The sequence below is a fragment of the Bartonella sp. OC16QHHD genome, from assembly GCF_042194035.1.
Taxonomy (GTDB): domain Bacteria; phylum Pseudomonadota; class Alphaproteobacteria; order Rhizobiales; family Rhizobiaceae; genus Bartonella.
The window spans coordinates 13,937-36,923 of record NZ_JBHIMJ010000010.1 but is presented as its reverse complement, the minus strand read 5'-3'; the positions used below and the strand labels follow the sequence as shown (position 1 = coordinate 36,923).

Below are 22,987 nucleotides of genomic sequence, written 5' to 3'. Positions count from 1 at the left end.
ATCTTCTAGACTTTCTTTTATAACAGATAAATAAGAGGCTTTAAGTGGTATGCTGGTAATATTGATTTTAAAAGTTAAATTTTATCATTGATAGACAATTATGCGTAAGGATCTTTTATGGAAAGCTTTTGAAGAATTTCCCTTTCGAGCTTTTCCATTTTATATGCTTCATCATCAGTTTCATGGTCATAACCAAGCAGATGCAAGATACCATGAACAATCATATGTGTTAAATGGTCTTGAAATGTTTTTCCTTCTTTCTCTGCTTCGAAAACAACAGTTTCTCGGGCAATAATAATATCACCGAGCATGGGACCAGGTCGATTTCCAGCTTTAAGTGGAAAAGCAGGAAAGGATAGTACATTAGTAGATTTGTTTTTGTTGCGCCATTGTGCATTGATTTGTGCCATATGTTCATCATCCGTAAAAAGCAGGCTAATCTCGCTTACAACATTTTCCAATGAAACATGATGCATAGCTGTCATTAATGCTTTTTCAGTGATATTATAAAGCATTTTCTCATCATTCCACCCTGCGCTTTTAATCATTATATCAATAATAATCATGATGAATCAAATTCATTTTTTAATGCATCGCGTGTGAATGATTTTTTTTTATTTTGTATTTCGGAATCACGATCATAAGCACGAACGATAGCAGCAACAAGTGGATGGCGTACAACATCTTTTTCATCAAAATGCACAATTGCAATATTTTCTATATTTGAAAGAATGCGAACTGCTTCAATGAGACCTGATTTTTGCCCTGTAGGCAAATCAATTTGGCTTACGTCACCGGTAACGATCATACGCGTTCCTTCTCCAAGACGTGTGAGGAACATCTTCATTTGCATGGGCGTAGTATTTTGTGCCTCATCAAGAATAACAGCAGCATGGGCAAGTGTTCGTCCGCGCATAAAGGCGAGAGGAGCAATTTCTATGACACCAGAAGCTAAAATGCGTTCTATTTTTTCAGCGGGCATCATATCATAAAGAGCATCATAAAGTGGTCGTAAATATGGGTCGACTTTTTCTTTGAGATCACCGGGAAGAAAACCAAGACGTTCTCCAGCTTCAACAGCCGGACGTGAGAGAATAATTCGTTCAATGATACCACGTTCTAGAAGCATTGCAGCATGAGCAACAGCAAGATACGTTTTTCCTGTTCCTGCTGGTCCTACACCAAACACAAGTTCAGTATGCTCCATAGCACTTATGTAAGCGTCTTGTGTTGGAGTTCTTGCATGAATTATTTTTTTATGGGTACTCAACCGTGCTGGTATACGTTTCGTTGCAGATTTGTGTGTTATTGTGTCTTCTTTCTGCTTCTTTGGTATATTTGCCATAGCAATCGCTCCTTTTATATCTGATAAAGTGAGCTCTTGATGTGTTTTGGCACGTTCATAAAGCTGCTGCAATACATATTGCGCACGTTTTATAACGGAAATATTTCCACGGATTAAGACTTCATTACCACGCGGATGAATACTAAGTTCGAGTTTTTTTTCGATATAAGCGAGATTTTCGTCAAATTTACCAAAAACTGCTTTTGCATATTGATTATTTTCGAAAATCAAAACAACTTGGCTCAGATCTGAAGCGCTTGTTTGTTTCAAGGTATCAGCCTTTTCAAGGGACGTATTTACTTTTTCTTTAATACGCTTTATTTTTTCGGTTGAAGCTTTCAGCCTATTCTCCATATCTACATAAATATTGCACATTTTTTTAAGTAAACTTTATAAAAGACAATTTTTTACAAAAAGTGCACGCTTTAGATGTAATCATTTTCTTTTAAAATAAAAGAGTTTTCCAAAATATTTATTGTGAACAAGGTGTTAGAGGCATGTCTATCTATTTGTCACTTCACCAACAAAACTGTTTGAGCTTGCATTTTTAATATGAATTTCTATCACGCTACCTGTAGAGGCTTCTGTATCGACGACAACAGGTAAAAGCCAAGGGGAACGCCCTACCATTTGTCCTGAGTGACGTCCAGTTTTTTCGATGAGAACGTTCGTTTTTTGACCAATTTTAGAACGCAAAAATGCATTTTGTTGCTCAAGGAGAAGGATTTGTAAATGTTGAAGTCGGGCATCTTTTACAGATTCATCAACATGATTTTTCATTGTGGCTCCCACTGTTCCAGGACGGGGGGAATATTTAAAAGAATAAGCTGAACTGTACTGTACTTGTTGAATAAGTTTAATGGTTTCTTCAAAGTCTTCATCTGTTTCTCCTGGAAACCCTACAATAAAATCGCCTGAAAAGGCAATATCTGGCCGTACGGTTCGAATTTTTTCGATAAGATGAAGATAATGAGAGCTTTTGTGTTGTCGGTTCATGGCTTTTAAGATGCGATCTGAACCTGATTGAACAGGAAGATGGAGGTAAGGCATTAACATATCAAGATCTCGATGCGCGGCAATAAGGCTATCATCCATATCACGTGGGTGGCTGGTTGTGTAACGCAAACGCTTTAAACCATCGAGTTTTGCGAGATGATAAAGAAGATCGCCAAGACGCCAAGTTTTGCCATCAGCACTTTGTCCATGCCAACCATTGACATTTTGTCCAAGCAGCGTAATTTCTTTGACACCCGCTTCGATGAGTTGAAGGGCCTCTTCAGTAATTTGTTCAACGGATCGTGATATTTCAGCACCGCGTGTGTACGGAACAACACAAAAAGTGCAAAATTTATCGCAACCTTCCTGCACTGTTAAAAATGCGCTAACACCTCGTTTTCTTACTGCATGTTTATTATGGGGCGGCAAATGAGCAAATTTATCTTCAACAGCATAGTCTGTTTCGATAATTTTTTTCCCTTGTTTGGCTTTTTCTAACAATTCTGGCAAGCGATGATACATTTGCGGACCAATAACAAGATCCACTGTTGGAGCACGGCGCAAGATTTCACTTCCCTCAGCTTGTGCAACACAACCTGTTACACCAACCATAAGGGGTTTATCAGGTGTGCGCTCTTGACGCATAACGCGCAAACGACCGAGATCAGAATAAAGTTTTTCTGCTGCTTTTTCACGAATATGACAGGTATTAACAAGAATAAGATCGGCATCATTGGGAATTTGTGTTGTCACATAGCCTTGCGAACTGAGACTATCAGTCATCCGTTGGCTATCATAAACGTTCATTTGACATCCATAGGTTTTGATAAAAACCTTTTTAGGAGCAAAAGGAGGCGTATTTTTAGGATTTATTTTATTCATAGCGCATGTGTAAATGTTTTTTACACAAATCTCAATCTATTTGCTTAAAAGTTTTTTGCATGATAATTGCATCACCACGACCATTTTTTGACGCGTAGTAGGCAAGACGTTCAGAAATTTTTTGAAATTCAAAGCGTTGATAAAGGTTCAAAGCAGAAAGATTTGTGGCTTCTACTTCCAAGAATAATTTTATGGCGCCCTTGTCGTGAAGATGGTGAACTGTGCTTTCGATAAGAAAGGTACCAATTCCTTGTTGACGATAATGAGGATGAACAGCAATTGTGATGATTTCTGCTTCATCAAGGATGAGACGGCATAGGCAAAAGCCTAAAATTTGATCAGAGCGATCAATGAGAAAAACTTTGTGTCCGAAGATAGAGTGATCTGTTAAGAAATTATCAAAAGCTTGTTTTTCCCAAGAAGGTGTAAAACAATGCTGATGAATTTGATGAAGAGAAGCACTATCATTAACTTGTAGCGGAGCAATTCCAAAATTCTTTTTTGTCAATGAAAATTTGGGCATTATTTTTTTTGTGGTAAAGCAAAATTGGTTTGTTGTTTTGCATCAGCGCTGCGTAGATAGAGTGGGCGAGGTGAATTTTTTGATTGTTTGTTTGCAGCAAGATAAGCATAGTTTACAATATCAGCCGCTTCGCAGGAGATTTTTTCTAGGACAATTTTTTCGTATATTTTATGGTTTTTAACATGCTCCACAACGACATCAGCAGCTGGGCCAGTCAGTCGGGTTTTTTTTGGCAAATCTTCGAGGATATTTTCAATTGTTTTTAATGCCGGCTCTCCCAAAGGTGTGAGATCATTATGAAAATTTTGATGGTAGAACATCCCTCTCCCTGCTTCAATGACAACAGTAATTGCCGATGCTGTACTTTTACTGTTTATGACTTGTGCTGCTAACGCTTCAAGAGCACTCACTCCAATAGCTGGTATTTCAAGTGCTAATGCCAAAGCGCGCGCTGTTGCAACACCGACACGTACACCAGTAAATGACCCAGGTCCAATATTGACAGCAATACGCTCAACTTGATCAAGCGTCATATTGGCTTGTGTCATTATTTGTGTAATCTGCCCAATAAGTTTTTCAGCATGTCCTTTGTTCATGCGCTCATTGATACGCGCAATAACAGATTTATGACGAATAAGCGCAACAGCACAATAAATTGAAGCAGTATCTATAGCAAGGATAAGCATAAAAATATTTTAGTTGAATAAAACGATAAATAAAAGTCCTGCTGTATTTTTAATATTTTCATTATCGTATATTTCATTTGTAAGAAAGTTACTAGTGCCAATAAGCAACAATATCTTTTTATGGGATAGAACGAGATGTTGATTTAATCCTTATTTTTATCACTTTTTGAATGAGTATCTTGAGTATTGTAAGATTCTCTTATTTTAAATCTACTTATGGTGAAACAATTAAAGTTATTAGCTTGTATATTACAAGCGGAGTTAGCGTATGAATCAAAACTGTTGAAGAAAAGAATAAAAACTCCTTTCACGAATCGTTTAAATGTAATGATTGTCACAACTTTTAAGCTATCAAATAGTACGATGATGCCACTTGTATTACATAGTAAGTAAAAGTAATTTAAAAGAGGAAAAGTTATGACCCCACATTTTTTCCAAATAAGAATATATTCTATCCGTCTTTATATAAAAACCTCAGCGTAATGAGAGCAGATGAAAGAAATGGCATTGTTTTGCATGAGTTACGTATTTCGATACTACCCTGTTGCAAATCATTATGGACTGAAAAGCAAATTTGACAGTTTTCACTTAAATATCAGCTCTTTCAATTTTTTGTATAGAATAATGAGCAGTATTTTAGAACTTTTTCTGGTTTATGAAAGAACTGATTTTAATAATAATGAGGACTTTGGGTTGATTGCATACTACGTTGAAAAAATAATAATCAATACACATTTAAAATGTTATATGATTTAAATCATTTAATTGTATCATGATAAGGCTACAAATACCGAGAATAATTATGGAGCAGGTTGAAGCCAAAATGACGCGCCATCCTGCTTTTTTTAGTGATCGGATATCAACACCTAATCCTAGTGCAGCCATTGAGATAACAGTAAACAACTGGGCAATAAATTTGATGGGATTGATAGCCTTTTCAGGGATAAGACCACTTGAGCGAACAAGCATCATGATAATAAAGCCAATGATAAACCATGGGACGAGGGTATGTAAACGCAAGCGTGTTTGTGCTGATCGGCGATAAATGATTGATAGAGTAAAAATAACAGGGCCTAACATGAGAACCCGTACTAATTTGACAATTGTTGCAATTTGAACACTCAGAAAAGAGACAGATGCTGTTGCTGCTAAAACCTGTGGTACAGCATAAACAACCATGCCAGCAAGCACACCATATTGGCTAAATGACAAATTCAGAGATGGATGTAAAAAGGGTAGAAATAAAATAATAAGAATTCCTAAAAGAGCAGTGAAGGCAATTGACGCGGCTACATCGTCATGTTTTGCTTTTATGACAGGTGCAACGGCGACAATAGCTGAATTGCCACAAATAGCATTCCCACAAGCGACCAGCATTGCTAAATGTGTAGAAAGCCCGAAAAGTCGGCCGATTGCAAAGCTCAGGATAATCGTTACGAATATCACGAATATGATACTAGCAAGCAAATTCCAGCCAGCTGAAAGGACTGCGTTAATGCTAATGCTTGCTCCTAGAAGAACGATAGCAATTTCGAGAAGTGTTTTTGCACAAAAGGTGATACCTTTTTGAAAATATGTTGGCAAAGGAAAACAACTACGGATAATCGATCCTAAAAGAATTGCCAAAACAAGGCTTTCAAGCCAAGCTTGTCCAAAAAGCTGTTTTTCTACGACTTCTAAGCCATAAGCTAAGGCTGATATGAGTAAACATACTAGAATACCAGGACCAAAGTCGTTTAAAAGTGAGAGTTTTTTCTTTATCACTTGAATATTTTCCCCATACAAAGAAATAATAGTAAATAAAACGAAATAACAGGTAAGAGAAAGAAATTTTTAAAGATTTGTTCTTGCTTGTACAGCTGCTGCTAAAGTTCCGTCATCAAGATAATCAAGCTCGCCTCCTACAGGGACACCATGAGCAAGTCGTGTAATTTTAACTGGAAAATTGGAAAGCTGATCGGTGATATAGTGAGCAGTTGTTTGACCTTCGACAGTCGCATTGACAGCAAGAATAATTTCCGTAATAGGGTTTTGTACAACACGCTGTATTAAGGTGGCAATGTTGAGTTCGTCAGGACCTATTCCATCTAAGGGGGAGAGTCGTCCACCCAACACATGGTAACGTGCGGCTAAAGTTTTTGCGCGTTCAAGAGCCCACAGATCAGCAATATCCTCAACAACGATGATTGTTGTATCATCGCGGCGCAAATCTGTACAAATTGAACAAGGATCAATGGTATCGACATTTCCACAAACAGAACAAATGCCGACTTTTTCTATAGCTGCTTGTATAGCTGCTCCTAAAGGCTCCAGCAAAGTCTCCTTTTTCTTGATAAGATGCAGCGCAGCACGACGCGCTGAACGTGGACCAAGACCTGGTAACCGTGATAAAATCTGAATGAGACGTTCAATCTCAGGTCCTGCAATGTATTTAGACATATTTTTGTCTCACGGGAAAAATCCGTTTCATTAAAATGGAAGCTTGAAACCTGATGGGAGTGGTAGTCCTGCCGTCATACTTTTGGTTTTTTCTTCTATTGCGACTTCGATTTTTGTTCTTGCTTCATTATAAGCTGCCATAATGAGATCTTCAAGAATTTCAGCATCCTCAGGTTTGAGTAATGAAGGATCAATTTGAATTGCTGTTATAATATTTTTGCCATTTAAAGTGATATTGACGAGACCACCCCCTGCAGTGCCCACAGCTTGCAGATTAGCTATTTCCTCCTGAATCTTCTGCATTTTTTCTTGCATTTCTTTAGCTTTTTTCATCATGCTCATCATTTCACGCATAGGAATAGGTATCCTTATTCATCATTGATATCATTTTTATTTTTAAAAATATTAGCATTTTTAAAGGTATTGGGGAGTAAATCAAGATCATTTTCTTCTTTATTGAGTCGAATATCGACAATTTTTGCTTCTGGGAAATGATTGAGGATTTTCGCGATATCAGGATCTGTTTCTGCATTGGAAAAAAGAGTCTTTTGAATCGCTATACTTTCCTCCTGTAAGGTTGGGCCACCTCCTTCATTAACAAAAGTTATTGTCCAGCGTTTTTCAGTCCATTGAGATATCTTTTTTTCTATATCATGAGCAAGAAATTGTGGGGTATTTTCAGAAAGTCTCAAGGTAATATGCCCAGCTTCAAAAGAAACAGGATGAACAAATTCTTTAACAAGGAGTTTGAAAGGAACGTCATTATGCTGTTCGGCTAATTGAACAATATCGTGCAAAGAATTAATCACGAGAGTTTTAGGTTCAGTAATCTTTTCTGTTTTTTGCGTGACAGAATGCGATGAATTTGCAATCTTTTCAGAAAGATCAGTAGATTGAGAAGTTTCTAGAATTTCTGTTACTTCTTGGGCGTTGATTTTGTCGTGGTTTTGATTTTCAACTAAATTTTCTGGTTGTAAGGAATGATCTAATTGGTTTTTCAAAGATGTTTTTAAATCTGATTGATCGGCTAATATATTTGAAACGCTCGAGGAAGCATGGGCTCCGACCATTGTTTCTTTTGTTATATTATTTGCATTTGTAGATTCTTGATGAGAAGAATTTTTAACCAGTGTGAGAGGCGTTTTTTCTTGCGTAAGCTTTTTTAAAGCCTCATCAAGAGTTGGTAAGTCAGCCGTGTGAGCAAGACGAATTAAAAGCATTTCAGCGGCTTGAAGAGGACGTGCAGTTTGATTAACTTCCTGTAAACCTTTGAGTAACATTTGCCAGTTTCGGGATAAAATAGGAACGGAAAGTTTTTTTGAAAAGTCTAAACTTCTTAAACGTTGTTCTTCAGTCAGAGAGAAATCTTCCACTATTTCTGGTGTAAAACGTAAACGTGTGACCAGATGATTAAAATCGGCTAGTTCTGTCAATATAGTAAGAGGATCAGCACCTGCTTCATATTGACTGCGTAATTCATGTAACGCATTGACAACATCGCCCTTCATGATAAATTCAAAAAGATCAATAATACGTGCTTGATCCGCTAATCCTAACATTGTACGCACCGCAATAGCATTAACATTGCCATTGCTATGGGCGATTGCTTGATCAAAAATGGATAATGCATCACGTGCAGATCCTTCTGCAGCACGGGCAATCATAGAGAGTGCTTGATCTTCTACTTCTACCTTTTCATATTTCGCAATTTGGCGCAAATGTGCACTCAAAGCTTTTGATTCAATACGTCGCAAATCAAAACGTTGGCAACGCGAAAGAATTGTAATAGGAACTTTGCGAATTTCTGTTGTGGCAAAAATAAATTTCACATGGGAAGGTGGTTCTTCAAGAGTTTTCAATAAACCATTAAAGGCTTGTGTTGAGAGCATATGTACTTCATCGATAATATAAACTTTATAGCGTGCAGAAACAGGACGATAGCGTATTTGTTCAATAATTTCACGAATATCATCAATGCCCGTATGAGAAGCGGCATCCATTTCTATAACATCAATATGGCGCCCTTCGATAATTTGTGTGCAATGTTCACCAAGAGAGTCCAATACAGTTGTTGGTTGGTCAATATCTTTTGTTTTATAATTAAGCGCACGTGCCAAAATACGTGCTGTTGTGGTTTTACCTACGCCACGAATCCCTGTTAACATCCACGCTTGTGCAATACGACCTTTTTCAAAGGCGTTGGTGAGAGTACGCACCATAGCTTCCTGACCAATGAGGTCAGAGAAGTTTTGGGGTCGATATTTACGAGCAAGAACACGATAGGCTGTTTCTACCGGTAAATTTTCCATGAATATTTCCAACTTCGAAGTTTTTTATGCGTACATTTTGATAATACAAAAGCATAGATCAATACTGTAGTCTCATATAAAAGGATTTTTTCTTAATCAAATTATTTATGGGACAATTTGTTTAAAATAACCAAATCCCTTTATTTGCTGCATACAAATGCCGCTCTGAAGATTAAAAATACCTCGCTAAAAGACAGCATAAAAATAATTTCTTCAGCAAAATAGGAGGTTGGAACGATGACCCGTACCAGAACTCGTTGGGGCTGCTTCTTTCCAGACCTGACCCAGTTGGCGAGTAGTTCGTCCACCACCAACCTCCCAAGTTCATATTGTCGATTTGGAATGAAAAATCAAGCTCAGAAACGAAAAATATCCTAAGAAAGACGAAGAATTTTCCTTTGCGTTTAATTTATTGACATATAAACAACAAAGAGATTGTGGATTTACCAGTTTTTATAGCAGTAGCTCTTCATATTTATTTGGTATGAAAATATCTTTTCGCTTAAGATCGTCTGAATGTATAATTATTCTCATTCGCTGAAACATATAAGAGTTTTAGGATAGATACGCCTGTTCTAAAACTACGAAATTGAATGATTAAAAATTTGCAACGATAAAAAAGGCAAATAAAGTATATAGATCATGTAATTGGCTAACATTCGAAAGTTAGGGGGAAGAGTGCTATTTAAATAATTATAAAATATTGCTTTAATGGTGTTGCTCCTCTATACAAAACATCCCAAACATAATACATTTAATGTTGTACATTCACAGGCTTTTTAAAGAGCTATTGTTCAATACTCTTAACTATATTTCAAACTCCACTCATAAATAGTATATATGCTTCCCTTGAGGTATAAATCCATTGTGCACTATCCTCTTTATGCTTAATAAAAGTATAAATTTTAGCCCTCATACTACTTAACAACTCCCAATGTTGCGATCCCTTGCACTTGAGAGGCTTTATAAGAAGCATTTTTATTCCTTTTTTAATCGTTTTTACTCACACATCACTTCCATTTGTAACTTTCAAGGAAACAAATTTAATTGATTTCAATATGAGATTTAAGATGAGAGAATCTTACTTTATTCGTGGTTGTAATTCATTATAAAAAATCGAACTCTTATAATGATAAGTCAATATCTTAAATATCGTACAAGAGAACCACTTCATTTCTATAGTGAATGAGAATATCAAATATGTAATATTTTTGCTTTTAACATATATGAATATAAATACTAAGTAAATGTTATCGCTCTTTTTTTGCATGCTTGTTCTTTTAATTAAAAAACATTGATGTTCATCACAAAATGGATCAATATATGAATTTCCATTATTTGAGAAAAGATTTCATATATTTTTAAGGGATTGTACTCAGCAAGAGAAGATGCAACATTAAACGCTATAGAAATAAGGGGGTAATGATTTTATAAGCATAAAAATGGTTCTTATTCGATATAAGCGACATTTTATAGTTTCAAATAATTATATTCTTTAATAAGGAGGGAAAAGCGAGATAAATTTTTATAAAAAGCTGAATGAGTATGACTTAAAGTGCAGTGAGGAATGCATCTGTAGATGCAAATTTTACTTTTCTGTTTATCTAAGTGATTTGGGTACGATGTGCTTTATAGTACTTAAAATAAAGCAGTTGCGAAGATAGAAGTTATATTCTTATTAAAAAAATAGCTCTGATAGTAGAAAATACAGAACAATTTAAGTTTAGTCTTTTAGTTTTCGCAAAAGTTATTTAATATCTAACCTTATGAGCAGCTTAAGGTTTGCCATATTAGTATAAAAATAACCTCTTCAGCGATTAGTTTTAATGGCTCATTATGCCCTATCTTGAAAAAATACCTGAAAAAAGAATAACTCTACTCAAATTTAGATGTTATAGAAATATTGTTAATCATAATCTCCTGTGTCACAATTTGTTCCAACAACTTTTTTCTTCGTAATATTTTTAAAAATATAATGTCCTGACGAAGGAAAACTTATATGAAGAGATTTTATATTTTTTAGGATAAAGATCTTCTTTTCTTTATCATGGGTTATTTTTTTTCATCATCAACAGCAATTCTCAATTTGTTTAAATCAGAAGGGTTAGAGTACGATAAAGTAAAGGATACTTTCTTCGGTTCAAAGATACTACAAGAGTATTCAGCTCCTTGATGGATTATATCGGATGGTATGATCACAACACTTTCATCCAGCCCAAAATTCCATTTTTTCTCACCAAAGCCAGCAAACGCAACACTAGAGTAGGCGAGAATATTTGCGGCTAATAATCCTTGCATGAAGATTTTTTTCATTATCCTCTCCTTTTTCTAAAGTGAGGTGAATCATAAATCAATTTTTATAAAGATAAAAGCTCAAACTTAACGCTAAAAACAGGGCTAAGTTGCATTTTCTAGTTTTAAACCATGTTTAGAATGATATTAATCTAAAAGATTTGAATGCTCTATTATATATAATAATTTGAATTATTTTGAGAGCTAATTTAGAAGTTCGTTATCTTTATTGGAATAAATTGTCAGAGGAAATGACTTTTCTCAAGAAGCTCTCTTTGAATATATAAAGGGAAATAGATGGTACAAGCGTTTTTATTTTTGGTTACTGTGTTTTTTACACTGGTTTTTATACGAATTGAATTGCGGTTTATCATGATATAATTTGTGAGAAAATATTATGAAAATAATTTATATATTCTATTACGAGCTATTTTTTCTTCTTCAGTGTTTATGAAGGGTGTTGAGTAGAAAAAACGAGCCCTTTCAAGATGGGTTGCATTATGAAATTTTTATGATGTTTTTTGATATCAATAAAAATGATGGCAGCTTAATTGCTTTTATATATACGATGTTCGATCGTTTTGTGCTGGATAAGTACCGATAATACGCAGTTCTGCAGAAAAGAAAGATAATTCTTCTAAGGCAAGTTTCATCATCGGGTCTTCAGGATGTCCTTCAATATCAACAAAGAATTGTGTTGCATTGAAATTTCCACCAATTTGATAGCTTTCTAATTTTGTCATATTGATACCATTCGTTGCAAATCCTCCCATAGCTTTATAGAGAGCAGCGGGGACATTGCGCACTCGAAAAAGAAGACTGGTGATGATTTTTTCGCCATTTTGAGGTTTGGGGACATGCCGTTTGGAGCGTGAAAGGATGACAAAACGGGTAATATTATGAGGGTTATCTTCAACATCTCTTTCAAGAATATCAAGTCCATAGAGTTCTGCTGCGATTAAAGGTGCTAAGGCAGCCTGTGAACGTTTAGCATTTTTTTTAATAAATTTTGCAGCTCCAGCGGTGTCAGCAGAAACAACAGGTTTCCAACCGTTGTTTCGTATGATTTTTCGGCATTGTGCAAGGGCATGCGTATGGCTGTGGACGGTTTTAATTTCGTCATGTGTAACGCCGGGCAAAACCATGAGTTGAAAATGGATAGGTAAAAAATATTCATCAATAATATAAAGAGATGACTGCGGTAAAAGATGATGAATGTCTGCAACGCGTCCCGCAAGGGTATTTTCAATAGGGATCATAGCAAGATCAGCTTTCCCGCTTTCCACTAAATTAAGGGCGTCTTCGAAAGTAGCAGAGGGAACAGCATCCATATTGGGGAACATATTGGAGCAAGCAATATGGGAATTAGCGCCGTATTCTCCTTGGAAAGAAATTTTATTAGTTTTTTTTAGTATTTTCATGCTAAAATCTCACAAACTCTATCGAGATCATGTTGTGTATCTACACCTAAGGGAATTGTATCGACTATTTCCACATCAATACGCATATTGTTTTCTAATGCACGTAATTGTTCAAGTTTTTCACGTTTCTCAAGTGGTGAGGGTTTGAATGATACAAATTTCTCAAGTGCTTCGCGCCTATAGGCGTATATTCCAATATGGTGATAAAGAGGACCCTCTCCATAAGGTGCTTTGGCGCGCGTAAAGTAAAGAGCACGAAGGCGATTTTGAGAAAGCGGTGTACCAATGATTTTGACAACGTTGGGATCTCTTGTTTCATTTTCTTCAATGATTTGAGCACCCAAGGTTGCAATATCAGTAAAGCTATTTTCTAAAGGGCGTAGTGCACGAATGATTTCACGAGGCATGATTGTTGGTAGGTCACCTTGTATATTTAAAATGGCGTTGTAGCGTTGTTCAGGATCAATGCGCACTAAAGCTTCATAAATACGATCAGATCCAGACTTATGATCACCTCGTGTTATGATATATTCATGCCCATAATCTGCAACAGCTTTAGCGATATCATTATGATCTGTTGCAACGATTGTACGTCCTATTCCAGCTTTTTTGGCTTGTTCTGCGACATGAACAATCATCGGTTTTCCGCCAATTTCAGCGAGAGCTTTTTGAGGAAGACGGGTTGAGCCCATACGGGCAGGAATAAGAATAATTGGTTCAAGAGCCATTGTAAGATTCCCAATGTCATCTGTGATGCATTTATGATATTGTGTGTTATAAAGAAAAAGCTTAAACTAAAAATGGTAATGAAACCGTGAACATTTGAGTTTTTATGAATCGCCCGAGATTTATTTATTTTATTTGTGCTTGTTTATGTGTGCTGGTTGCTATTGTGGGGATTTTCACACTCAGCAATATAGTTTACGATCATCCTACATCAGTCCAATATCATCATACAGTTGCCAAGAATGATATATTTCAAGAAAAACAAAAAGCACCTGATGTTTCTCTATCACTAAATAGCCGCCTTCAACAAGGCAATTTTGAAAATGGCCGTAAAATTTTTCGCCAATGTGCCATATGCCATACTTCTGGACGCAATGAAGCAGGGCGTGTTGGTCCAGTTCTCTGGAAGATTGTTGACCGCCCTTTGGCATCAGCAGCAGGTTTTGCTTATTCACGGGCATTGCGTGCTCATTCTGATCAAAAATGGGATTTTATCACTTTGGATCGTTATCTACGTTCTCCACGTGAAGCTTTTCCTGGGACTATTATGTCTTTTCGTGGAATTAAAAATGACCAAGATCGTGCCGATCTTTTGCTTTATTTACGCAGTTTATCCGATCATCCTGTTCCTTTACCAATGGATAATAATAAAGCGAACGAGCCAAATTAACTTATACCATAGATGTTAACTTTAGAAAGAAGTCTGATTTTTTTGTAATTTTAGTTTCATAGTTTTATAAAAAGAGCTCTTATATAAAAATGCACTCTTTACGCTGTCATCTGCGGATTGGTTTTCAAGATTTGTGTGCTTCACTTTTTCTACATATACTTGTCTGTGAAATTATTGCTGAAGGATTATCAATTCATGAGCCGCAGCTTTCTGCTTCTGAATGCAATAATTATGTAATTAAAGCTCTCCATGAAGTTTATCTCAATCCTTCTATACACATCAATCCCTATGTACTTTTACATCAATTCCCATGTATTTTTCTTATGAACAGAGACAATTGATTGTTCTTATACGTGCAATAATCCTAAGCTGCATTTTATGATGCTCGATGAATAGACGTTTTCTCTTGAGGTTAGAGATGTATGGACAGATCATTGACCTTTTATAGTATCGATCACTAAAATATGACTTAGATTATTTATTTATAGGTTATGGTTTGAAGTAAGCACTTTCATGTGAAACAATTTTTATGTGTGAATAGTAAAATAGTTGAATAGAGTTCTGCTGATTGTATTTTTATCTACGTCGAAAATTTTTTACACAAGAATACTGATAGCAGCTACGTTCCAACGAGTCTCTGTCCATTTATAGACGATGACATGAAATTATGATGATAATCCATTATAGAGAATTATTTTTTCACAAAAGGTTTGCCATATTTGTGATAAATTTAATAGGTTTCATTGGTTACAATGTTTCGATGACTTGCGATAAAATAATTAGTATTTCAATACATATTGCGAGAGTGCTAAAAATTAGTGGAAGAGAGGACATAATCATGATTCTCCAAGCTCCTTAATAACTATGGTATTTTCTTTATAATTTGAGCGTTTATAAGTAATAATATTAAATTGCGCTAATAATCCATTATAGAGAAGAATCTTTCCTACTAATGGCTCTCCGATGTTTGTGATCATTTTAATAACTTCCATTGCTTGTAGGGTTCCAATAACGCCAGGTAAAACACCGATGATTCCAGTTTCAGCGCATGTTGGGATAGTCCCGTGAGCTGGAGAGGTGGGGAATAAATCGCGATAGTGAGGATTATTGTCTTTATATGGCATAAGGACGGTTAATGAGCCATTAAAACGTTCTACAGCACCACTTATTAAAGGTTTTTTACATTGGGCAGCGTGATCAGCAAGAAGATAGCGTGTCGTAAAATTATCACTTCCATCAACAATGATGTGGTAAGCATTGAGCAGTTTATCCACATTACTTTTGTCTAAGCGTAGGGTGTGTTTTTCAACTATAACATGGGGATTTATTGCTTTTATAGTGGTTTCAGCACTGTCTGTTTTACTTTTTTTGATTGCATTTGTTTTATGAATAACTTGGCGTTGTAAATTGGAAAGTGAAACGATGTCGTTATCGACAATTCCAAGAGTTCCAACACCTGCGGCAGCCAAATAGGTTAAGACAGGAGCACCAAGACCACCAGCGCCTACAACAAGAACACGTGCTTTTTTTAGCTTTTGTTGCCCTGCACCACCAATTTCAGGCAAAATGATGTGGCGTGCATAGCGTTCGATTTCTTTGTTGTTTAATTTTATATCTGTTTCTTGTGTCATAAATTTTCTCTTGTCATAGTTCTTTTATTGTTTACTAAGTTTATGATGCATAGACCAGTCTGCTTTTAGGATAGAGAGGATTTATTTATGAAAATTGCCATTCAGATGGATCATATTTCAACAGTTCGGATTCAAGGAGATACGACATTTGCACTCGCTTTAGCAGCCCAAGAACGTGGACACTCTCTCTTCCATTATACACCAGATCGTTTATCTCTATACGATGGTTGTGTGATTGCACGACTAGAGCCATTGATTGTACATGATAAAGAGGGAAGCCACTATCGATTAGAAAAGCCTGTTCGTACGGAATTAACAGATATGGATGTGGTTCTTTTACGCCAAGATCCACCTTTTAATCTCAATTATATCACAACAACTCATTTGTTAGAACGTATTCATCCTAAAACACTCGTTGTGAATGATCCGGCATGGGTACGCAACAGTCCAGAAAAAATTTTTGTTACTGAATTTTCTGATCTGATGCCAGAAACATTAATTACCAAAGATATTGAAGAAATAACAGCTTTTAGAGAGACATTTGGCGATATTATTGTTAAACCACTTTATGGAAATGGGGGCGCTGGTATTTTTTATTTAAAACAAGATGATCGCAATTTAGCATCATTGTTGGAAATATTTGCAGAAATTTATCACGAACCTTTTATTGTTCAGCGCTATTTAGAGGCAGTACGAAAAGGAGATAAAAGGATTATTTTGCTTGATGGTACACCTGTTGGAGCTATTAATCGAATTCCGACAGAAACAGATGTGCGCTCTAATATGCATGTTGGAGGTCGCGCGGAAAATGTGGAGTTAACAAAACGTGATTATGAAATTTGTGAACGCATTGGTCCAGCCTTAAAGGAACGCGGTCTTCTTTTTGTGGGGATTGATGTGATTGGAGATTATATAACAGAAATTAATGTGACGTCTCCTACGGGAATTCGTGAAATTAAACGCTTCTGCGGTATAGATGTTGCTCATTTGTTTTGGGATGTTATTGAGTTCAAGCGTTCAAATGAATTTATTTGACAGAGGACAAAAACATGGTTTTAAAAAAATGATCCATGTTGTTTTTTATATTTGTTATGTTGCAAATGTGAACTAGAATGACCGTATGATATAAATTAAGAGGCTTTGTTTTCAATTTTTAGGGAGTTTATAGATGAACAAAGTATTATCAATTGGAGTGGGATTGATTTTTGCGCTACTGCTGTCAGCAAATGGAGGCAATGCGCGCGATCAAATACAGATTACTGGTTCATCTACAGTTTTACCTTATCAAAAGATTGTTGCTGAAACATTTGGAGAAATTTATCCCCATTTTAAGGTTCCTGTTATCGAATCGGGAGGAACAGGAGCTGGTATTAAGGAATTCTGCCGTGGTATTGGGGAGAACACTGTTGATATTGTTAATGCTTCGCGAGCAATGAAACCGAGTGAATTACAGTCTTGTTTTGATGCTGGTGTAAAAGATGTTGAGGAAATACGTATTGGGTATGATGGCATTGTTTTTGCAACTGATATTAAGGGGCCTGATTGGAAATTACAGCCAGTAGATGTTTATAAAGCCCTTGCTGCTCGAATTATTATAGACGGAAAGTTGCAACCGAATAATGTTTTGAAATGGAGTGCAGTTAATAGTGCTCTTCCTGATTGGACGATAGCAGCGTATATTCCTGGAGAGAAGCATGGGACACGTGAAGTTTTTGAGGAAAAATTACTTACTAAGGGGTGTAAAGAGAGTGGGGCAGTTGAGGTGATGAAGTCTTTAGGAATGGATGATAAGGAGATACACACTGCTTGTATTGCGGTACGTAAGGATGGAAAAGCGGTTGATATTGATGGTGATTATTCTGAAACATTTGCGCGTCTAACTTCTAATAAAACAGGGGTTGGTATTTTTGGTTTGTCGTTTTATCAAAATAATGCTGATAGGCTAAAGGTTGCCGATATTAACGGTTTTGCGCCAACAGTTGAGACGATTTCTAGTGGACAATATCCAGTTTCTCGTCCGCTTTTTTTCTATATTAAGAAAGCACATTTAGGTATTATTTCAGGTTTGCGAGAGTATGTTGATTTTTTTCTTTCTGATCAAATGATTGGTCCAGAGGGTCCTTTGGCTGAATATGGTTTGATTGTTTCTCCTGAAAAGGAACGTCAAGCACAGCGTTCTGATTTTTCTGCTGGTCGAGTAATGACATTGAAATAATTTGCAGGGAAAATTTGTTGGATTTCTGAGATAGGAAATTTGGGTGCTATTTTTTTATAAAAACTGAAAGATAAAATGCGCATTTCCTTCATTGTTTTGCTATTATTGATTTTTGGATTTTGTGGCTTTTGTATTTCTTATATGCGAGCACGCATTCTTGAATACAGACAACATAAAATGCATTCTCGTGCGTATTATTATGGCTGGTGGACATTTTTGATTACTGTTATTCCAGCTTTTGTTTTTGTAATTGTTTGGGATGCTGGGAGTACAATTTATTTAGAATATAATGCTTCTCGAGAGCTGGGGGCGTATAGTGCGCATGTAACAGAGCTTGTAAATCACGATCTACTTTGGGAGACACTTCGAAGTCTCGTCAAAAAGATTCATCGTTTTGAGGGGAATCTTTCTACCGCTTCCTATAAGGAAGTGCAGGCACAATTACTCGCGAAGGGATTGATTTTACCCGATGAAGCATCAGATGATGTGTTCAAAATAGCACAGTCGTGGGTATTTTCTTCTGAAAAGCTTAAATTTATAGGTTATGTTTTCCTTTTTGCTATTGCGTCCTTTGGTTTTATCTGTGGAATGATGCAAATTGCGCCTCATCAACGTGCGCGTAATAAGGTTGAATCTTTTATTATTATTGGATTGATTTGTGCATCTATTGTTGCAGTCTTGACAACAATAGCCATTGCGCTTTCTATGCTTTTTCAGACAGTAAGCTTTTTTCAGTCTGTATCCTTTTCAAATTTCTTTTTAGGAACAGTTTGGGATCCGCGTTTTTCCGCGAGCGGTTCCAGCGATGAAGTAGGACAATTTGGTTTAATACCGCTTCTTGCTGGTACGCTTTATATTGCATTTGTTGCCATGCTTTTTGCTGTACCTATAGGACTATTTTCAGCTCTTTATATGGCGGAGTATGCTTCTGCGCGATTGCGAGCAATTGTAAAACCATTGTTAGAAGTTCTTGCTGGCATTCCAACGATTGTTTATGGCTTTTTTGCTTTGAAGGTTGTGGGACCATTTTTACGTGATCTTTCTGCTTCTCTCTCAGACGGGGTTAGTTTTATTATGGCACAAAGTGTTTTGACCGCTGGAGTTGTGATGGGAATTATGTTGATACCTTTTGTTTCCTCTTTATCGGATGATGTTATTACGGCTGTTCCACGCATTTTACGTGAAGGTTCTTATGGTTTAGGCGCAACGCAATCTGAAACAATTAAAAAAGTTGTTATACCAGCAGCGCTTCCAGGGATTATGGGGGCCATTTTGTTGACGGCATCGCGTGCAATTGGAGAAACAATGATTGTGGTTTTGGCGGCAGGTGTTGCAGCAAACTTAACACTCAATCCTTTTGAAGCAATGACTACGATGACTGTTAAGATTGTTAATCAATTGACCGGTGATTTTGAGTTTAATTCTCCACAAACTCTGGTGGCTTTTGCCTTAGGGATGACGCTCTTTGTTATGACACTTTTGATGAATATTCTAGCTCTTTATATTGTGCGTAAATATCGGGAACAATATGAATGAATGAAGATTTTTTTCCTCGTCGCAATATTAGTCTCAATCGTCGGTATTGGGCTGAACGTCGTTTTCGTGCCTATGGTTTGATTGCCATTTTTATTGGTTTGTTTTTTTTATTTGCGCTTTTATGGTCTATCATTAGTCAGGGTTATACAGCTTTTTTTCAAAGTGAAATGACATTGTCGATTTATTTGGATGAAAAGATCATTGATCCAAGTGGTCAACGTAAAACAAAACCACAAGTGCTCATGACGGCGAATTATCCACTTCTTGTACGCAATGCTTTAGCAAAGAAACTTAATATCAATCAAAATGATCGAGCCTCTCTTCGAGACGTTAACCGTATGTTTTCGAATGGTGTCCGTGTTCAACTGCGTGAAATGGTGACAAAAAATCCAAAACTGATTGGCACAATGCAAAAAGTTAAAGTTTTGGCATCTGCGGATATTGATTCTGCTTATAAGGGACAGATTGATTTGCGTGTAGCAGAAAAAAACCGTAAAGTTTCTAATCGACAAATAGAATGGATAAAGCGTTTAGCGCATGATGGTACGCTTTATAAAACATTTAATATTGGTTTTTTTACATTTGGCGCTTCAAGTCGTCCTGAGACTGCGGGATTAGGTGTTGCGATCATTGGTTCTCTTTATATGATAGGCATCGTTTTATTAGTTTCACTTCCAATAGGTATAGCAACGGCTCTTTATTTAGAAGAATATGCACGCAAAAATAAATTTACAGATTTTATAGAGGTTAATATCAATAATCTTGCAGCTGTTCCTTCAATTGTGTTTGGTCTTTTAGGACTCTCTTTTTTTGTTAATTTTTTAGGATTACCACGTTCAGCCTCTTTTGTTGGTGGTCTTGTTTTAGCGCTCATGACTCTTCCCACGATCATTATTGCAACACGTTCTGCTCTGCGTGCTGTTCCTCTCTCTATTCGTGCAGCAGCTTTGGGGTTGGGAGCATCAAAAACACAAATGATTTTTCATCATGTTGTTCCTTTAGCTGCGCCTGGCATTTTGACAGGCACAATTATTGGAGTCGCTCAGGCTTTGGGTGAAACAGCTCCTTTGCTTTTGATTGGAATGGTTGCTTTTGTTGTTAATATTCCTACGACCCCCATGGATCCAGCAACGGCTTTGCCTGTTCAAATTTTTATGTGGGCGGGTGAAGCAGAGCGTGCTTTTGTTGAAAAGACATCAGGTGCTATTATTGTATTGATGATTTTTCTTGCGATCATGAATATTTCTGCGGTTTTTTTACGTCGACGATTTGAACGCCGCCAGTAATTTTAATAAAACAACAGCTTTGATAAGATTTTTGTAAGGTGAATTTTTGTAATGAAGATTAAAATGCGCGGTCAGGATGTGAAGGTTTCTTACGGAGATAAAGAAGCACTCCACGGTATTACACTTGATATTCCTGAACATCAAGTAACTGCTTTGATTGGTCCATCAGGATGCGGAAAGTCAACTTTTTTGCGTTGTTTTAACCGTATGAATGATACGATTGAAGGCGCTAAAACAACTGGTCTTATTACCTTAGATGGGGAGAATATTTATGACACACGGATTGATGTTGTAGAATTGCGCGCTCGTGTTGGAATGGTTTTTCAAAAGCCCAGCCCTTTTCCAAAATCTATATTTGAGAATGTTGCGTATGGTCCACGCATTCATGGTTTAGTTAAAACACGCTCTGAATTGCATGATGTCGTTGAAAAGAGTTTGAGGCAGGCAGGTTTGTTTGAAGAAGTAAAAGACCGCCTTCATGATCTTGGAACAAGTTTATCAGGGGGACAACAACAGCGTTTGTGTATTGCACGTGCTATTGCGGTTAGTCCTGAAGTTATTTTGATGGATGAGCCATGTTCAGCTCTTGATCCTATTGCGACAGCACGGATTGAAGAGCTTATCGATGCGTTACGGCAAAATTATACAATTGTTATCGTAACGCATTCCATGCAACAGGCTGCACGTGTTTCTCAATATACGGCTATGTTTCATTTAGGGCATTTGGTAGAAGTTGGTGCGACTGAAATGATCTTTACCTCACCAAAAGAGCAACGGACGCAAGATTATATTACGGGGCGTTTTGGATAGGTGAATTGAGGAGTATAAGATATGTCTATGAAACATACTGTCCGTTCTTATGATGCAGAACTAAAATATTTAAGAGTAAGGATTACAGAAATGGGGAGCCATGCAGAAAGGATGATTGAACGTTCTGTCGCATCGGTTGTGTGTAGTGATCTTCAACTTGCAACGACAGTGATTGCCGATGATGTGTTTTTAGATGAAGCAGAACGTGACATTGATGAAAAAGCGGTTGCTATTATTTGCAAACGCCAACCAATGGCTGTCGATTTGCGTGAAATTATTGGAGCCATTCGTATTTCTTCTGATCTTGAACGGATTGGGGATATGGCAAAAAACATTGCTAAAAGGACTGTTGCACTTTCAGAAATACGTCAATCTGCTTCTGTTTATCATGGGCTTGAAACAATTACAGCTTTAGCACTCAATCAATTAAAAGAAGTCTTAAATGCTTATACGAGTCGCCTATTAGAGCGTGTTGACGCGGTGCGTGAGCGTGATGAGAAGATTGATGCTTTGTATACTTCTCTTTTTCGTGAACTTTTGACGTATATGATGGAAGATATGCGCAATATTACGGTTTGTACGCACTTACTGTTTTGTTTAAAGAATATTGAACGAATTGGTGATCATGTTACTAATATTGCTGAAATGCTGCATTATATCATAACGGGTTACCATATGTCCTCTGATCGTCCTCGCGATGACCTTACTTATAAAGTTGGGGTAGGTGAGAAGAAAATAGATTAAAATTTCTCTTATATATATAAAATCAGTTTGTAGATATATGAGTATTCTCTTATAGTGCAGCTATAGAAAGAATAAGATAACCATCTATGGAAAAGCACAAAGAAGCAACAAAGAGTTTTTTCAGAGAAGCATGGCAGATTGTTAACTCTTGGTTTGACATATTTGTATATTGGATGATATCATCACTCGTATTGTGGCAGGAGGGGAGTTTTCTAGGGGATTTCCTTTCAGATCATTTTGTTAAAATTTTATATTAAAGGGGATATCTGTATTATTTTTTCGTATGTAGAAGAAGTGGATAGTGTTACTTTATTGTAATTGAAACGTGTGGGTTATTATAGCCTATATTGAGCCATGAAGAATAACAATATCGATCCGCAAATTAATAGTTTTTTATTTTTTATTTTGCATAGATACTTTTTGATTACCTCTTGTATTAAAATTTTACTGAGTGGTAACAATTAGCTATGTACTTT

General features: G+C 36.5%; 19 protein-coding genes, 1 other RNA gene and 1 pseudogene. 7 read left to right on the top strand and 14 right to left on the bottom strand.

Annotated features, from left to right (window positions below; genetic code table 11):
• Positions 1 to 98: 98 nt before the first annotated feature.
• The 13 genes and pseudogenes from ybeY to ACFIK1_RS01420 all read right to left on the bottom strand — a co-directional run bounded on the left by ybeY (position 99) and on the right by ACFIK1_RS01420 (position 13,621).
• Positions 99 to 566 carry an rRNA maturation RNase YbeY gene (gene ybeY, locus ACFIK1_RS01480; protein ID WP_375633985.1) on the bottom strand — a complete coding sequence of 156 codons (468 nt, stop codon included), beginning with the start codon at positions 564 to 566 and terminating at the stop codon, positions 99 to 101.
• Positions 563 to 1,687 (bottom strand): PhoH family protein, encoded by a 1,125-nt coding sequence (locus ACFIK1_RS01475; protein ID WP_375634606.1) that lies wholly within the window; start codon positions 1,685 to 1,687, stop codon positions 563 to 565. Before ACFIK1_RS01475 ends, ybeY begins: the two co-directional genes overlap by 4 nt.
• A 159-nt stretch (positions 1,688 to 1,846) precedes the next feature.
• Positions 1,847 to 3,223, bottom strand: a complete 1,377-nt coding sequence (gene miaB / locus ACFIK1_RS01470; protein ID WP_375661911.1) for a tRNA (N6-isopentenyl adenosine(37)-C2)-methylthiotransferase MiaB — start codon at positions 3,221 to 3,223, stop codon at positions 1,847 to 1,849.
• A gap of 31 nt (positions 3,224 to 3,254) precedes the next feature.
• Positions 3,255 to 3,746 (bottom strand): ribosomal protein S18-alanine N-acetyltransferase, encoded by a 492-nt coding sequence (gene rimI / locus ACFIK1_RS01465; protein ID WP_375633989.1) that lies wholly within the window; start codon positions 3,744 to 3,746, stop codon positions 3,255 to 3,257.
• On the bottom strand, positions 3,746 to 4,432 hold the full coding sequence (tsaB, locus tag ACFIK1_RS01460; RefSeq protein ID WP_375661910.1) for a tRNA (adenosine(37)-N6)-threonylcarbamoyltransferase complex dimerization subunit type 1 TsaB: 687 nt from the start codon (positions 4,430 to 4,432) through the stop codon (positions 3,746 to 3,748). Before tsaB ends, rimI begins: the two co-directional genes overlap by 1 nt.
• A 735-nt stretch (positions 4,433 to 5,167) precedes the next feature.
• The gene (locus tag ACFIK1_RS01455; protein WP_375621200.1) at positions 5,168 to 6,196 is read right to left on the bottom strand and encodes a YeiH family protein; all 1,029 of its coding nucleotides are present in this window, start codon (positions 6,194 to 6,196) and stop codon (positions 5,168 to 5,170) included.
• Between the two features lie 69 nt (positions 6,197 to 6,265).
• Positions 6,266 to 6,871, bottom strand: a complete 606-nt coding sequence (gene recR / locus ACFIK1_RS01450; RefSeq protein ID WP_273790577.1) for a recombination mediator RecR — start codon at positions 6,869 to 6,871, stop codon at positions 6,266 to 6,268.
• A gap of 30 nt (positions 6,872 to 6,901) precedes the next feature.
• A complete protein-coding gene (locus ACFIK1_RS01445; RefSeq protein WP_375661909.1) occupies positions 6,902 to 7,225 on the bottom strand; it encodes a YbaB/EbfC family nucleoid-associated protein in 324 nt (107 codons plus the stop codon).
• Between the two features lie 14 nt (positions 7,226 to 7,239).
• Positions 7,240 to 9,180 carry a DNA polymerase III subunit gamma/tau gene (locus tag ACFIK1_RS01440; RefSeq protein ID WP_375661908.1) on the bottom strand — a complete coding sequence of 647 codons (1,941 nt, stop codon included), beginning with the start codon at positions 9,178 to 9,180 and terminating at the stop codon, positions 7,240 to 7,242.
• A gap of 221 nt (positions 9,181 to 9,401) precedes the next feature.
• Positions 9,402 to 9,499: signal recognition particle sRNA small type (ffs, locus tag ACFIK1_RS01435), an RNA gene on the bottom strand.
• Positions 9,500 to 11,086: 1,587 nt separating this feature from the next.
• A pseudogene (locus ACFIK1_RS01430) lies at positions 11,087 to 11,493 on the bottom strand (hypothetical protein).
• Between the two features lie 536 nt (positions 11,494 to 12,029).
• Complete coding sequence (locus tag ACFIK1_RS01425) at positions 12,030 to 12,893, bottom strand: prephenate dehydratase (protein ID WP_273790573.1); 864 nt, start codon at positions 12,891 to 12,893, stop codon at positions 12,030 to 12,032.
• Positions 12,890 to 13,621 (bottom strand): 3-deoxy-manno-octulosonate cytidylyltransferase, encoded by a 732-nt coding sequence (locus ACFIK1_RS01420; RefSeq protein ID WP_375618030.1) that lies wholly within the window; start codon positions 13,619 to 13,621, stop codon positions 12,890 to 12,892. The genes ACFIK1_RS01425 and ACFIK1_RS01420 overlap by 4 nt, the downstream gene beginning before the upstream one ends.
• A 104-nt stretch (positions 13,622 to 13,725) precedes the next feature.
• On the opposite strand from ACFIK1_RS01420, the gene ACFIK1_RS01415 reads away from it, so the two are divergent.
• On the top strand, positions 13,726 to 14,289 hold the full coding sequence (locus ACFIK1_RS01415) for a c-type cytochrome (RefSeq protein WP_375661907.1): 564 nt from the start codon (positions 13,726 to 13,728) through the stop codon (positions 14,287 to 14,289).
• 836 nt (positions 14,290 to 15,125) lie between these two features.
• Here the strand turns inward: ACFIK1_RS01415 and ACFIK1_RS01410 are convergent.
• The gene (locus tag ACFIK1_RS01410) at positions 15,126 to 15,920 is read right to left on the bottom strand and encodes a molybdopterin-synthase adenylyltransferase MoeB (protein ID WP_375636671.1); all 795 of its coding nucleotides are present in this window, start codon (positions 15,918 to 15,920) and stop codon (positions 15,126 to 15,128) included.
• An 87-nt stretch (positions 15,921 to 16,007) separates the two neighbouring features.
• Between ACFIK1_RS01410 and gshB the strand changes: the two genes are divergently transcribed.
• From gshB to phoU, 6 genes are all read left to right on the top strand, one after another.
• On the top strand, positions 16,008 to 16,955 hold the full coding sequence (gene gshB, locus ACFIK1_RS01405) for a glutathione synthase (protein WP_375634580.1): 948 nt from the start codon (positions 16,008 to 16,010) through the stop codon (positions 16,953 to 16,955).
• A 133-nt stretch (positions 16,956 to 17,088) separates the two neighbouring features.
• Positions 17,089 to 18,135 (top strand): substrate-binding domain-containing protein, encoded by a 1,047-nt coding sequence (locus tag ACFIK1_RS01400; RefSeq protein ID WP_375627631.1) that lies wholly within the window; start codon positions 17,089 to 17,091, stop codon positions 18,133 to 18,135.
• 75 nt (positions 18,136 to 18,210) lie between these two features.
• On the top strand, positions 18,211 to 19,671 hold the full coding sequence (gene pstC / locus ACFIK1_RS01395; RefSeq protein ID WP_375661906.1) for a phosphate ABC transporter permease subunit PstC: 1,461 nt from the start codon (positions 18,211 to 18,213) through the stop codon (positions 19,669 to 19,671).
• Positions 19,668 to 20,957, top strand: a complete 1,290-nt coding sequence (gene pstA, locus ACFIK1_RS01390) for a phosphate ABC transporter permease PstA (RefSeq protein WP_375634578.1) — start codon at positions 19,668 to 19,670, stop codon at positions 20,955 to 20,957. Before pstC ends, pstA begins: the two co-directional genes overlap by 4 nt.
• 51 nt (positions 20,958 to 21,008) lie before the next feature.
• Complete coding sequence (gene pstB / locus ACFIK1_RS01385) at positions 21,009 to 21,767, top strand: phosphate ABC transporter ATP-binding protein PstB (protein WP_375611792.1); 759 nt, start codon at positions 21,009 to 21,011, stop codon at positions 21,765 to 21,767.
• A gap of 21 nt (positions 21,768 to 21,788) precedes the next feature.
• Positions 21,789 to 22,511: a phosphate signaling complex protein PhoU gene (phoU, locus tag ACFIK1_RS01380; protein ID WP_375634004.1), complete on the top strand. Its 723-nt coding sequence runs from the start codon at positions 21,789 to 21,791 to the stop codon at positions 22,509 to 22,511.
• The last annotated feature ends 476 nt before the right edge of the window (positions 22,512 to 22,987 follow it).

Excerpts from the sequence above, each read along its gene's own strand:
- ybeY (WP_375633985.1), bottom strand. The coding sequence starts at position 566 with ATGATTATTATTGATATAATGATTAAAAGCGCAGGGTGGAATGATGAG.
- miaB (WP_375661911.1), bottom strand. The coding sequence starts at position 3,223 with ATGAATAAAATAAATCCTAAAAATACGCCTCCTTTTGCTCCTAAAAAG.
- rimI (WP_375633989.1), bottom strand. The coding sequence starts at position 3,746 with ATGCCCAAATTTTCATTGACAAAAAAGAATTTTGGAATTGCTCCGCTA.
- tsaB (WP_375661910.1), bottom strand. The coding sequence starts at position 4,432 with ATGCTTATCCTTGCTATAGATACTGCTTCAATTTATTGTGCTGTTGCG.
- recR (WP_273790577.1), bottom strand. The coding sequence starts at position 6,871 with ATGTCTAAATACATTGCAGGACCTGAGATTGAACGTCTCATTCAGATT.
- ACFIK1_RS01445 (WP_375661909.1), bottom strand. The coding sequence starts at position 7,225 with ATGCGTGAAATGATGAGCATGATGAAAAAAGCTAAAGAAATGCAAGAA.
- ACFIK1_RS01440 (WP_375661908.1), bottom strand. The coding sequence starts at position 9,180 with ATGGAAAATTTACCGGTAGAAACAGCCTATCGTGTTCTTGCTCGTAAA.
- ACFIK1_RS01425 (WP_273790573.1), bottom strand. The coding sequence starts at position 12,893 with ATGAAAATACTAAAAAAAACTAATAAAATTTCTTTCCAAGGAGAATAC.
- ACFIK1_RS01420 (WP_375618030.1), bottom strand. The coding sequence starts at position 13,621 with ATGGCTCTTGAACCAATTATTCTTATTCCTGCCCGTATGGGCTCAACC.
- ACFIK1_RS01415 (WP_375661907.1), top strand. The coding sequence starts at position 13,726 with ATGAATCGCCCGAGATTTATTTATTTTATTTGTGCTTGTTTATGTGTG.
- ACFIK1_RS01410 (WP_375636671.1), bottom strand. The coding sequence starts at position 15,920 with ATGACACAAGAAACAGATATAAAATTAAACAACAAAGAAATCGAACGC.
- gshB (WP_375634580.1), top strand. The coding sequence starts at position 16,008 with ATGAAAATTGCCATTCAGATGGATCATATTTCAACAGTTCGGATTCAA.
- ACFIK1_RS01400 (WP_375627631.1), top strand. The coding sequence starts at position 17,089 with ATGAACAAAGTATTATCAATTGGAGTGGGATTGATTTTTGCGCTACTG.
- pstC (WP_375661906.1), top strand. The coding sequence starts at position 18,211 with ATGCGCATTTCCTTCATTGTTTTGCTATTATTGATTTTTGGATTTTGT.
- pstA (WP_375634578.1), top strand. The coding sequence starts at position 19,668 with ATGAATGAAGATTTTTTTCCTCGTCGCAATATTAGTCTCAATCGTCGG.
- pstB (WP_375611792.1), top strand. The coding sequence starts at position 21,009 with ATGAAGATTAAAATGCGCGGTCAGGATGTGAAGGTTTCTTACGGAGAT.
- phoU (WP_375634004.1), top strand. The coding sequence starts at position 21,789 with ATGTCTATGAAACATACTGTCCGTTCTTATGATGCAGAACTAAAATAT.